This window comes from Actinoplanes couchii (genome assembly GCF_016862075.1).
Lineage (GTDB): Bacteria > Actinomycetota > Actinomycetes > Mycobacteriales > Micromonosporaceae > Actinoplanes > Actinoplanes couchii.
Genome location: NZ_BOMG01000106.1, coordinates 1 through 11,813 on the forward strand (window position 1 = coordinate 1; position 11,813 = coordinate 11,813).

Annotated in this window: 11 protein-coding genes and 1 tRNA gene; 4 read left to right on the plus strand and 8 right to left on the minus strand. The window is 69.3% G+C overall.

Annotation, left to right across the window (positions count from 1 at the left end):
• Positions 1 to 285 precede the first annotated feature (285 nt).
• The 4 genes from Aco03nite_RS43165 to cmk all read right to left on the minus strand — a co-directional run bounded on the left by Aco03nite_RS43165 (position 286) and on the right by cmk (position 2,797).
• On the minus strand, positions 286 to 474 hold the full coding sequence (locus Aco03nite_RS43165; protein WP_203807173.1) for a hypothetical protein: 189 nt from the start codon (positions 472 to 474) through the stop codon (positions 286 to 288).
• 84 nt (positions 475 to 558) lie between these two features.
• Positions 559 to 632 (minus strand) — tRNA-Pro (locus tag Aco03nite_RS43170).
• A 51-nt stretch (positions 633 to 683) separates the two neighbouring features.
• The gene (gene der, locus Aco03nite_RS43175) at positions 684 to 2,120 is read right to left on the minus strand and encodes a ribosome biogenesis GTPase Der (protein WP_203807175.1); all 1,437 of its coding nucleotides are present in this window, start codon (positions 2,118 to 2,120) and stop codon (positions 684 to 686) included.
• On the minus strand, positions 2,117 to 2,797 hold the full coding sequence (cmk, locus tag Aco03nite_RS43180) for a (d)CMP kinase (protein ID WP_203807177.1): 681 nt from the start codon (positions 2,795 to 2,797) through the stop codon (positions 2,117 to 2,119). The genes der and cmk overlap by 4 nt, the downstream gene beginning before the upstream one ends.
• A gap of 117 nt (positions 2,798 to 2,914) precedes the next feature.
• On the opposite strand from cmk, the gene Aco03nite_RS43185 reads away from it, so the two are divergent.
• Entirely contained in the window at positions 2,915 to 3,577 is a 663-nt protein-coding gene (locus tag Aco03nite_RS43185; RefSeq protein WP_203807179.1) for an enoyl-CoA hydratase-related protein, read from the plus strand.
• On the opposite strand, the gene Aco03nite_RS43190 is transcribed toward Aco03nite_RS43185, so the two are convergent.
• Complete coding sequence (locus tag Aco03nite_RS43190; RefSeq protein WP_239145915.1) at positions 3,522 to 4,460, minus strand: DMT family transporter; 939 nt, start codon at positions 4,458 to 4,460, stop codon at positions 3,522 to 3,524. The two genes, Aco03nite_RS43185 and Aco03nite_RS43190, sit on opposite strands and share 56 nt — an antisense overlap.
• Before the next feature lie 118 nt (positions 4,461 to 4,578).
• Between Aco03nite_RS43190 and Aco03nite_RS43195 the strand changes: the two genes are divergently transcribed.
• Complete coding sequence (locus Aco03nite_RS43195; RefSeq protein ID WP_203807184.1) at positions 4,579 to 6,549, plus strand: zinc ribbon domain-containing protein; 1,971 nt, start codon at positions 4,579 to 4,581, stop codon at positions 6,547 to 6,549.
• On the opposite strand, the gene Aco03nite_RS43200 is transcribed toward Aco03nite_RS43195, so the two are convergent.
• A complete protein-coding gene (locus tag Aco03nite_RS43200) occupies positions 6,546 to 7,454 on the minus strand; it encodes an LLM class flavin-dependent oxidoreductase (RefSeq protein WP_203807186.1) in 909 nt (302 codons plus the stop codon). The genes Aco03nite_RS43195 and Aco03nite_RS43200 overlap by 4 nt on opposite strands.
• A gap of 121 nt (positions 7,455 to 7,575) precedes the next feature.
• Here Aco03nite_RS43200 and Aco03nite_RS43205 point away from each other — a divergent pair, with 121 nt between their 5' ends.
• Positions 7,576 to 8,574, plus strand: coding sequence for a beta family protein (locus Aco03nite_RS43205; protein ID WP_203807188.1), 999 nt, complete (start codon positions 7,576 to 7,578; stop codon positions 8,572 to 8,574).
• A 136-nt stretch (positions 8,575 to 8,710) separates the two neighbouring features.
• Positions 8,711 to 9,682, plus strand: a complete 972-nt coding sequence (locus tag Aco03nite_RS43210) for an arabinan endo-1,5-alpha-L-arabinosidase (protein ID WP_203807190.1) — start codon at positions 8,711 to 8,713, stop codon at positions 9,680 to 9,682.
• Here Aco03nite_RS43210 and Aco03nite_RS43215 read toward each other — a convergent pair.
• Complete coding sequence (locus Aco03nite_RS43215) at positions 9,636 to 10,928, minus strand: ROK family transcriptional regulator (RefSeq protein ID WP_203807191.1); 1,293 nt, start codon at positions 10,926 to 10,928, stop codon at positions 9,636 to 9,638. The two genes, Aco03nite_RS43210 and Aco03nite_RS43215, sit on opposite strands and share 47 nt — an antisense overlap.
• Entirely contained in the window at positions 10,925 to 11,806 is an 882-nt protein-coding gene (locus Aco03nite_RS43220; protein WP_203807193.1) for a DUF6807 domain-containing protein, read from the minus strand. The genes Aco03nite_RS43215 and Aco03nite_RS43220 overlap by 4 nt, the downstream gene beginning before the upstream one ends.
• Positions 11,807 to 11,813 lie beyond the last annotated feature (7 nt).

An 11,813-nucleotide genomic window follows, 5' to 3' on the forward strand; every position in this document is an offset into this window, starting at 1 on the left:
CCTCATCGGGGGGTCCGCGCGAGGGGCGGACCGATACGGCAGTGCTGCGCGACGGCACCCATGGGGATGAGGTCGCAACGGAGCTGGGATATGAGAACCTGCGACGCCACGAACTACGACACACCGCCTCACCTGGCTCGCCGGACACGGATCGCTGACCACCACACAGCGGTATATGCATGTTGGCCAGTGATCGATCAGCGAAGCAGGCGACGCACTCACATACCCCGCGTTCCACCGACGGTCCGCGGCTGCAAGTGTCGGCCCACTCGCGCGGGAACACAGCTACAGCCGGCGGGCCCGCTGACCGCTACCCGGAGCCGGAGTGCTGCGGCCACCGGCCGGCCGGCTCACCTGCTCGCGCAACACCGATGCCGCGCGGCGGGCGCGCTCGGCCTCCGCCCGGTACGCCGCGGCTGCCCCGGCATCGCCGGCCATCTCCGTCTGCTCGCCGATGTCACCCGCACGGGTCAAGGGCTCCAGACCACCCAGAAATCGATGGGCAAAGATAAAAGAGGGTTTTCGCGTGGCCTGTGGCCTGCGAAAACCCTCTTACTGTCGGGCTGACAGGATTTGAACCTGCGACCCCTTGACCCCCAGTCAAGTGCGCTACCAAGCTGCGCTACAGCCCGATCCCGCCCGGAACATCAGTCCCGCGCGACATCTCCTAAAGACTACCAACCTCACCCATGGGCTTTTCCTCGACCCCCCGGCCCCAGCTTCTTGCGGGGCTTGACGGTCACCTCGATGGGGCTGCCCTCGAAGCCGTACTCCTCGCGGAGCTTGCGTTCGATGAACCTGATGTAGCCGGCGTCGAACGGGCCGGTCGTGAACAGGACGAAGCGGGGCGGGGCCACGCCTGCCTGGGTCGCGAACAGGACGCGCGGGGCGCGGCCGCCGCGGACCGGGTGCGGGGTGGCCTGGGTCAGCGCTGTCAGCCACTGGTTCAGGGCGCCGGTCGGCACGCGGGTCTCCCACGACACCAGGGCCCGGCGGATGGCGGGAGCCAACTTGTCCACCGCGCGGCCGGTCTTGGCCGAGATGTTGACCCGGACCGCCCATGTCACCCGTTTGAGGTCGCGGTCGATCTCCTTGTCCAGGTAGAACCGGCGGTCGGGGTCGACCAGGTCCCACTTGTTGAAGGCGATCACCAGCGCCCGCCCGGCCTCGATGGCCTGGCTGATGACGCGCTGGTCCTGTTCGCTGATGACGTCGCCGGAGTCCAGCAGGACCACGGCCACCTCGGCGGCCTCGACCGCGCCGGCGGTGCGCAGCGAGGCGTAGTACTCGGTGCCGGAGGCCTGGTGGACGCGCTTGCGCAGGCCGGCGGTGTCGACGAACTGCCAGACCTCGCCGTCCATCTCGACCAGGCTGTCGACTGGGTCGACCGTGGTTCCGGCGACCGAGTCGACTACCGCGCGTTCTTCTTTCGCGAGGCGGTTGAGCAGGCTCGACTTGCCCACGTTCGGGCGGCCGACCAGCGCCACCCGGCGGGGGCCGCGCGGGGCACCCTCCAGCACGGGCGGGGTCTCCGGCAGCGCGGCGAGGATGCTGTCGAGCAGGTCGCCGGAGCCGCGGCCGTGCAGGGCCGAGATCGGGAACGGCTCGCCCAGGCCCAGGGACCACAGCGAGACGGCTTCCAGCTCCAGGTTCTGGTTGTCGGCCTTGTTGGCGACCAGGATCACCGGCTTGTGGCTGCGGCGCAGCATCTTGACGGCGGCCTCGTCGACGTCCGTGGCGCCGACGGACACGTCGACGACGAAGATGACCACGTCGGCGGTCTGCACGGCGATCTCGGCCTGTGCCGCGATGGCCGCTGCCCGGTCTTTAGCGTCCGGTTCCCAGCCGCCGGTGTCGACGACGGTGAAACGGCGGCCGGTCCATTGGGCGTCGTACGGGACACGGTCCCGGGTCACCCCGGGCTTGTCCTCGACGACCGCCTGACGACGGCCGATGATGCGGTTGACCAGCGTCGACTTGCCCACGTTGGGGCGGCCGACGACGGCGACGACAGGGACAGGGCCGGTGAATTCCTCGGAAGTCGACGACGGATCAGCAGAGCCGAAATCGAATCCACCCTCGAAGTCGTTGAGATCGAGGCCGGCGGGAAGCTCAGTCACTTACTTACCTTGCTGTTCAGCAGATGCAGGAGGTGGGCGACGACCTCGTCGATGCCCATGCCGGTGGTGTCGACCTCGAGGGCGTCGGACGCCTGCTTGAGGGGGTCGACAGCCCGGCTGGAGTCGAGCTTGTCGCGGCGGGCCAGGTCGGCCTCGGTCGCGGCGACGTCGGCGGAGTTCTCGGCGCTGCGGCGGGCGGCGCGGGCGGCTGCCGAGGCGGTCAGGTAGACCTTCAGGTCGGCGTCGGGGGCGACGACCGACGCGATGTCGCGGCCCTCGACGATGATGCGCGGGTGCCCGGCGATGATGGCCTTCTGCAGCGCCACCAGGTGCTTGCGGACCGACGGCACGGCGGCGACGGCGGAGACCGCGCCGGTGACCTCCGGGCCGCGGATCGCTTCGTCGACGTTGGTGCCGTTGGCCGCGAAGTGCGGGGCGGCCGGGTCGGTGCCGATCGACAGTTCGGTCTCCAGGGCGATCTTGGCGATGGCATCCGGGTCGTTGAGGTCGGCGCCGCCGTTGATCACCGCCCAGGTGATGGCCCGGTACATCGCCCCGGTGTCGAGGTACACCCCGTCGACCGCGGTCGCGAGACGCCGGGAAACGGTGGACTTGCCCGATCCGGACGGGCCGTCGACGGCCACCACACACTTCTCCGGCCGTTGCTGAAGGGCCACCGTTCCTCCTGAGGGGCTCGCCGCCAAACCAACCCTCCCATTGTGCCCGTGGACCGAGTCATCGACGAACCGGGGCTGGTGCGCTATGTTACCGACAAGTAACTAAGGAGGCCCGGCATGCCGACCCTGGACCGCCACGACGACGTCTACGTCCTCGACCTGGGAGCGGGCGAGAACCGCCTGCACCCCGACACCCTCACCGAGATCAACACGCTGCTGGACGAGGTGGAGAAGGCCACCCGACCAGCCGCCCTGGTCACCACCGCCTCCGGCAAGCACTGGAGCCTCGGGCTCGACCTGGAATGGGTGGCCGCCAACGCGGAACAGCTGGAAACCTACGTCTCCTCCGTACAGCAGATGCTCGCCAGGTTCTTGACCTTGCCGTTGGTGACCGTCGCCGCGATCCCCGGGCACGCCTTCGCCGGCGGCGCCATGCTGTCGATGGCCCACGACCTGCGGATCATGCGCGCGGACCGCGGTTTCTGGTGCCTGCCGGAGGTCGACATCGACCTGCCGTTCACGCCCGGAATGAGTGCTTTGATCCAGGCGCGACTGACTCCGCAGGTCGCGCACGAGGCGATGGTCACCGCCCGGCGCTTCGGGGGCGCCGAGGCCGCCGCACGGCACATCGTCGATCAGGCCGTCCCGGCCGACGAGGTGCTGCCCACCGCGATCGCCCTGGCCACGGCCCAGGCGGGCAAGGCCGGGCCGACCCTCGGCACGATCAAGACACGGCTCTATCCGGGTGTGCTGGAGGCGTTGCGGGCGCAGCGGTTCTGACCGCCGGGCGGCTGCGGGAGACGGCGACACCCGCCAGGCACAGGGCGCCACCGATCAGAGTCAGCCAGCCCGGCACCTCACCCAACAAGATCCAGGACATCAGGACCACGATTGCCGGTACGACGTACGTAGTCGAACCCATCCGTCCCGCAGTCGTCCGCGCCAGTGCGTACGCCCAGGTGGTGAACGCGATCGCGGTCGGGAAGACACCCAGGTAGACGACGTTCAAGGTGATCGCCAGCGGCGCCTTCGCCACGTCCTGTACCAGCTGACCGGCGAACGGCAGGCACGCGACCGCCCCGATCACACAGCCGAACGTGGTGGCCTGCAGCGCCGTCGCGTGCTTGAGCGCCGGCTTCTGGGCGACGACACCTGCCGCATAGGTGACGGCAGCGACCAGACAGAGCACCACGCCGAGCACCGAAGCCTGACCGTTTCCGGACATGGAGAACCCGACAACAACCGTTCCGGCGAACGACACCGCCATACCGGCCAGCAGCCGTGGCGGAAAACCCTCGCGCAGCAGCCAGCCGGCCAGCAACGCCATCACGGCCGGCCCGATGTTGACGAGCATGGCGGCGGTGCCCGCGTCGACGAGCTCCTCACCCCAGTTGAGGGCCACGTTGTAGACGCCGAACCAGACGACCCCGGAGATCGCGATCCCCGGCCAGGCCGCGCGCGGCGGCAGCCCCTGCCGGCTCACCACCATCATGATCAGCAGGGTGACCGCGCCGGCGAGCAACCGCCCGAGCGCCAGCGAACCGGGCGTGAAGTGCGGCGCCGCCGCCCGGATCCCCACAAACGCGGACGCCCACAACACCACCGTCACGGCAGCCGCAGCGAGGGCGGCACGCGAGGGACGTACCGAAGAATCGTCTGTCACGACCACCGATCCAACCGTGCCGCGCGGGTGACCGCTAGCGGATAAGTCCGGAGTGGTCGATGCAGATTCCGAGGGGCTACGATGCCGAATCGAACAGGTGTACAGAACGGGGGGCGAGGTGGAGGCACAGGCGCCGGCTCGCCGGACCCGCGGAAAATCGAAGCAACAGAACTGGCGGCGAGCAAAGGATGCCCCTACCGCGGTCATCCGGCTGGAGCTCGATGCCAGTGATCCGTCCACCCGTCATCGGGCCGAAAATCTATTCGGTGCGATCTGGCAGCTACGCCGTACGTTGCAGGTTCAAGCCAGGTCACGAGTGGATGCCTACTGGACCGCGGGACGGCTCCGGGCAACCGAAGGCGGGCCGAAACGCGCGCGGGAGATGTTCGGGCTGTCACGTGCCGCACTTGAGCAGGCCGCAGCACGGCATGTAGACAGGTCCGGGTGGCTGGGTCGTCACCTGTCCAAGGCCCTGGTGATGCACCTCGCGGATGAAGTCTGGGCGACCGTCGAGCGACATCTGTTTTCCAATTCGGCCGGCACCCGGAACGGTAGACCCCGGGTCGGCACATGGTGGACGTCGACACGGATTCCCGGTCGGGCCCGCTCGCATACAAAACTGAATACATGGGAAACGTTCCGGCTGGTAGGAAGCCTCGACGCGCACTGGACCATATATCCCCAACAGCAGCCAGGAAAGCTTACGGTGCCACAACGTCCACCGGGTCGGCGCGGCTGGTGGGATCATGAAGGTCCGTTGACAGTCGTGTTTCCCGGTGCCGGGTCACGCCCGGACCTGGTATTTCCGGTCCGGTTGCCGCAGGGGCCGGGACGGCAGGGGCGCCTTGTTCACTTCCTCGGCAGCCCCGATCGATGGCACAAGATCGACCTGGTCAGGGTCGAGGATCCAAAAGCTCCCGGCGGCTGGCGGTACTACGCCCATCTGATGATCCTCGACCGCGGCTGGACCAGCCCTGCTGTTACCGCGATCCGGTCGGCCGCACCGCAGGATCGCGTAGGTGGCGTGGACGGCAACGTTTCGAACCTCGCAGTCGTGTCCATGCCTGCCAGTCACACCGACGTCGGTGACCTCGCCACCAGCATGATCAGCGTTACCGCGCAGCAGCGAGCCTCAGCTGAGCAGGAACGGTTGATCGCACGGCGTCGACAACGCGCCCTGGACCGGTCCCGGCGTAACAGCAATCCAGAACAATACGAGTTGTCTGCCCGGCAGACGAAGCGAGCCGCACGCCGCGCGGGTGCCGGCTTGAGCGCCCGACAGGTGCCGACCCCACTTGGCCCGCGAGTCGCGAACGCAGGTGGAATCCCCAGACAGGCGTACGCAAAAGACACACTGTCGGCCGCCTACCGCCGAACCCGGGCTGAGCACGCCACCGCCAGCCGGTCGAGTACCCAGGCGAAACGGGCCAGGGCCCGTGACATTGCCCGGAGGATCGTCGCCACCCACGGCCCTCGTCTTGTGGTGGAACATACCGACATCCGTACCTGGGCGAAGCTCTGGGGCCGAGGCATCGCACTGTTCTCACCCGGCATGTTCATCGCCGGCCTCAAGCTCGAATGCGCAATGGCCGATGGCCGGCTCCTACGTGCAGGAACATCGCAGACCGCGCTGTCTCAGCAATGCCCGTGCGGTCTACGAAAAAGAAAGCCATTGACCCAGCGCACCCACCGCTGCGCGACGTGTGGGTTGATCGGAGACCGCGACCTGGTCGCCGCAGCCATGGGCGCCTGCGTCCAACTGACTGACCCCGACCAACCATCCAGCGCGTACATCCACGAAGATCTTCGGGCCGCGCTCGCGGCCCGAATCGCAACAAGAGGGCAGCAAAAGGCCCTCGCGAGGTCAACCGTGTCCACCGATCCCGCCGTGCACGCGGCAGGCCCGGCAGGTACGGCAGCTGCCCGGCAACGGGAAGCCTCTGCCGAGCAAAACCCACGAGCCGTCACTACAGGTCGAACGGCGACCCCCGATGAGACGTCACGCCCAACGGCGCGGCGGCCAAGCGGGAAAGCCAGGACCAGGAAACTGCACGCTGAACACAGCGAGCAGATACGACTCGACTTTTAGCGGGGATCGGACGTCGCGTTGATCGCCTCGACCGCCTCGAAGGCGGGCGTCCGGACGGCGTAGCGGGTGATGCCCCACCGTTTCTCGTGGCGCACGATCGCGGACCGGATCTCGGCGACCGCGCCGATCAGCACGAACGGCACCTCCAGGAGATCACTTACGGACATGCCGATCTCTTCGGCGTGCGGAGCGGCGACCGCCTCCGCATCGTCGGTGATCTCCACGACCTGGACGAGGGACTCCAGCGCCGGGGAACCGGTCCCGGACCGTACCGCCTCGACCTGGCGGTCGATCTGGTCCAGGCGCCAGCGGGCGTCGTGCTGGTGGCCGTCGGCGAGGGTGCGACCGAAACCGGTCAGGCCGACGACGTCCGCGTGGGTGCCGGCCCACCGCAGCATCCGGGTGTTGGCGGTGCCCAGCAGCAGCGGGATCCGGTCCTGCACCGGGCGGGGCTTGTCCAGGCGGGCGTCGGACAATCGCAGGTGCGGGGTGTCGGCGGTGACCGTCTCGCCGGCGAGCAGCTTCCGGACCGCGTCGGCGACGCCCAGGCAGCGGTCCACCCGCCCGGCGACGTCGGGACGCTCCAGACCGACGGCCCGCCACTCGGCCGGGGTGTGGCCGGCGCCGAGCCCGAGGAACGCCCGCCCGCCGGACACCACGTCGAGCGTGGCGACGTCGGTGGCGAGCAGCAGCGGTTCCCGGATGCCGGCGTTGGCGACGTAGGCCCCGAGCCGGATCCGGCTGGTCACGGCGGCCGCGGCGGCGAGCGCGACATGCGGCGCGGCACAGCTGCCGGGATGGTCGGCGGCCTGCAGGGTGTCGAACCCGGCGGCCTCGGCCCGCCGGGCGAGCTCCAGCCAGGAGGCGGCATCGGTGGGTTGCGCCTGCAGCGCGAAAGCGGTCACCCGTCGACCCTGCCACCGGCCCACCCCGGACACCTCACGATTCTGCGCCCGGCAGACGTTTCACCTTCCGTGACGCATCGACTACTTTAAGTACAGTCGATGCAAGTCAGGGGTGGCTCCTATGGCGTATGTCCCGATCCTGAGCGGCCGCAAGGGCGAGTTCGAGGCGTTGAGCAAGCTCAGAGGCACCCAGGTCGGAGATGTGCTGCCAATCATCGAGGTAATGGCCGGAGGCCGGGGAACCACCGCGGATGTTCGCGAGTTCATCACCAGATCCCGGAAATTCCTGCCTCCAGGCCTTTCGATAGGCGTGGACCTCGATCGACTCGAAGCCGGGACCGGAGACCCACTGGACCCCCTCCGCGAGATCTCCGACGCACTCGACAACTTCTGCACCCCGGTTCGCCCGGTCATCCGGCCGCGAGCCGACCCCACACTGCTCCCCGGCCTCAGACACGCCGCCGAACTGAATGGCGGGCATTGGATCGCCCGCCTCGGCCGCGACGGCGGCGACCCGGCCGGCTCCGATGTGGAAGCGCTGGCCGCCGACACCGGCCTGTTCATCGAGGGATGCGACCTGATCATCGAACTTCGCGAGATCATGTCGGCCGACGGCTTGCGGCACGCCGAATCGGTCGTGCGCGCTGTCGGCCACTGGGTTCGGCGATACTCCTGGAACTCGGTGACCGTCGCCGCCGGCTCGATGCCGGCGAGCATCTCGAAGCTGCCGAAGAATCAGCCGACACTGCTCCAGCGACACGAGGCAACCCTCCGACTGAGAACGAGGGATCTCGGGTACCAGTTCGGCGACTACGGCATCGGCCATCCCCGGCCACTGCCACCGGCCGGCGGGCACCCGATCCCCAGCTTGCGCTACACGGCCGACGAGGGGTGGTGGATCTACCGCTGGGCCAAGCACGGCAAGGGCTACGACAGCTTCGGCGACCTCTGCGCCACCCTGATGAGCAACGACCACTGGCCGCCGGAGGGTGCCGGCTTCTCCTGGGGTGACGCTGAGTTGGCCGAACGCACCAGGGGCGACCGCGGATTCGGCGACGCGACGAAGTGGATCGCCTGGGGTACGTCGCATCACCTGGCGTTCATCCTGAGCCGACTGTGACTCACGGGTTGACGGATCGATTGTTATCGTTAACATACATGAAATAGAACCTCCTCGATTCCCCGTCGAGGAGGGTGCGGTCCCGCTTCCCCGAGTGGGCCGCTCATCCCCAGCTCCCCTGCGGAGGCGATACCTCATGCGTATTCGTCAACTGTTCCTCGCCGGTCTCGCCGGCCTGCTCGCGTTCGGCGTGGGTGGGACCGGAGTCGCCCGGGCCGACGCCTACCCCGGGCCCGGCGTGGTCACCGGGTCCACCAACGTGCACGACCCGTCGATGATCAAGCGGCCGACCGGCGGCTACCTGCTCGCGCACACCGGTGACGGGATCACGCTGAAGACCTCCAGCGACCGGACCGCGTTCGCCGACGCCGGCAAGGCGTTCCCGAACGGGACGTCCTGGGCCAACGCCTACACCAACAACGGCGCCAACCTGTGGGCCCCGGACATCTCGTACCGCAACGGCAAGTACTGGATGTACTACTCGGCCTCCACCTTCGGCTCCAGCAAGTCGGCGATCTTCCTGGCCACCAGCACCACCGGCGCGTCCGGCAGCTGGACCCACGTCGGCCGGGTGATCGAGTCGACCACGTCGAGCAACTGGAACGCCATCGACCCGAACCTGACCGTCACCTCCGGCGGCGAGTGGTGGCTGACGTTCGGCTCGTTCTGGTCCGGCATCAAGATGGTCAAGCTGAACCCGGGCACCGGGCTGCGCGCCGACGCCACCCTCTACAACATCGCCGAGCGGTCGGTGAACAGCAAGTCGGTGGAGGCGCCGGTCATCCACTACCGCAACGGCTACTACTACCTGTTCATGTCGTTCGACTTCTGCTGCCAGGGCGCGTCCAGCACGTACCGAACCATGGTCGCCCGGTCGACGAGCATCACCGGGCCGTACCGGGACCGGGCCGGCACCTACACCACCGCGGGCGGAGGCACCGAGATCCTCGCCTCCCACGACGCCATCCACGGCCCGGGGCATCCGTCGGTCTTCGCCGACACCGACGCCGACGTGCTGGTCTACCACTACTACAACTCCTCCGGTACGGCGAAGCTCGGCATCAACCTGCTGGGCTGGGATTCCTCGGCCTGGCCGTACGTGTACTGACCGCGGGACGCGCCGCGGCCAGCCACCTGTTGGGGTCGCGGCGCACCTCGTCCACCGAGCTCAGGGCCGCACCGATCACAGCGGCATCCGGGCCCAGCAGGGACGGGCGGACCTCGATCGGTGACCATCTGCTGGTCAGCACTCGGTTGTTCAGTTCGCGCTGGATGCCGTCGGTCAGCCAGGACGGGAAGATGGAGTAACCGCCGCCTAGTAGGACTACATCAACGTTGACCAGGTTGATCAATGTTGAGAGGGCTGTGCCGAGGGTGACGGCGGCTTGGTCCAGGGCGGCCAGGATCTCGGGTGAACCGGCGGACGCCAAAGCGTCGATGGCTACGGCGGGTGGCATGTCCCCGAAAGAACCGGCGGAACCCCCGGAATCGGCGGACCCGAGGATCTGCCGTAGGCCCGCGAAACACTGCAGGCAACCGGAGGCGGAACAGGCACACGGCGGGCCGGCGCTGTCCACCATCACGTGGCCCAGCTCTCCGCCCCACCCCTTGGACCCGCGCAGCGGCATGCCACCGAGCACCAGGCCCGCGCCGATGTCGAACTCGCCGCTCACGCACACGAAATCGCGCAGCTCCGGGCCGCCCGCATACAGTTCCGCGAGCGCCGCCAGACCGGCGTCGTTCTCCACGCGTACCGGAAAATCGGCTTGGAGAAGGGCGCGCAGCGCGGACGAGGCGTCCACGTCGCGCCAGCCGAGCGCCGGAGCGAACCGCACGACCCCGGCGTCGACCGGTCCCGGCGCGGCGAGTGTCGCACCGACCACGGTCAGGTCCTCGGCCCGCGCCGCCCGGATCGCGCCGTCTGCCAGCCCGGCCAGGTTCCGCAGCGTCGCCGCCGGGTCGGAGGCGCTCCCGGTGTGGGCGGCGAAGGCCAGGTGCCGGACGGTTCCGGTGAGGTCGACGACGCAGACCGACACGGTGTCGTCGCGGATGTCCAGGCCCAGGCCGGCCGGCCCGGTACGCGCCAGGCTCAACCCGACCCGGGGACGGCCGCTGCTGCCGGACCGGGCCGGCTCGGCCTCCACGATCAGCCCCGCGGACAGCAGCTCGTCGACGATCCGGCTGATCGTGGGCCGGGTCAGGCCGGTGGCGGTGGCCAGCTCGATCCGGGACAGCGGCGCCCGCCGGGCCCCGACGATCTGCCGGAACGTGAGGATCAGGTTGTGCGCGCGCAGACTGTCCTGCCGGACGGGCGTGTCGGTGGCGGGCGCGACCCGGTGTACCGGGCGGGTCATGCGGCCAGTTCGCCCGCGTAGGCGGCGGCCCGCGCGGGGCTGACCGGGCCGTCGGCTATCACCGTGACGATCCGCCGCTCCAGGGTGTCGCCGGGGGCCAGCAGCAGCGGCTCGTCCCAGGCCAGGGCGGAGCCGATGCCCAGGTAGTCGCGGGTGCGCACGAACCAGCGGTCGGCCCGGGTACGGGCGGTGGCACCGAGGAACACCAGGGTCCAGTCGCCGCCGTTCACCGACAACCAGTCGGCCGTACGCCCGTGCACAGCCGTCCCCCGCGCCGAGTCGACACGCACCGGCGAACCCGGCTGGGGCGCCCGCCAGAAGAAGCCGCCATAACCGGCGCCGGCCCGCCCGTGCACCGCCGGACTACGGAACGGCAGCTCCCGGACCGTCACGTTGGTCAGCGAGAACCCGAAGTCGAGCGCCCACGCGTCCGCCGACACCGGCCGGCAGGACAGCTCCCGGCGCTCGGTCAGCACCGCGGCACCGTCGATGCCGGTCCAGCGCAGCGTGTGCCCGAGCCGGTCCGGGCCGCGCCGCAGCCACCGGGTGTGCGCCTGGGTGCCCTGGTTGTCGAGCCAGGCCGGGCCGTGACCGGGCATGTAGGTGCGCCCGCCCCAGAAGTTCGCGCCGTCCACCTCGGCGACGGCCACGCTGACACCCAGGTGGTGCCGGTGCGACGCGGGCATCAGCTCGGTCACCGTGACACCGCCCAGAGTGCGGACCGGATGCAGGTACGGGCGGGGCGCCAGCGCCACCGGCAGATCGGGACGCCACGAGTACTCGGCGACCACCCGGTCGGTGAGTCGCAGAGTGGCTGTGGCGTCACCGGTCACGGCTGCCTCCGGGCGGGTCGGTCGATTCCCCAGCAGGATAGCCATCGATCCG

Excerpts from the sequence above, each read along its gene's own strand:
- Aco03nite_RS43185 (WP_203807179.1), top strand. The coding sequence starts at position 2,915 with ATGCCGACCCTGGACCGCCACGACGACGTCTACGTCCTCGACCTGGGA.
- Aco03nite_RS43205 (WP_203807188.1), top strand. The coding sequence starts at position 7,576 with ATGGCGTATGTCCCGATCCTGAGCGGCCGCAAGGGCGAGTTCGAGGCG.
- Aco03nite_RS43210 (WP_203807190.1), top strand. The coding sequence starts at position 8,711 with ATGCGTATTCGTCAACTGTTCCTCGCCGGTCTCGCCGGCCTGCTCGCG.
- Aco03nite_RS43215 (WP_203807191.1), bottom strand. The coding sequence starts at position 10,928 with ATGACCCGCCCGGTACACCGGGTCGCGCCCGCCACCGACACGCCCGTC.
- Aco03nite_RS43220 (WP_203807193.1), bottom strand. The coding sequence starts at position 11,806 with ATGGCTATCCTGCTGGGGAATCGACCGACCCGCCCGGAGGCAGCCGTG.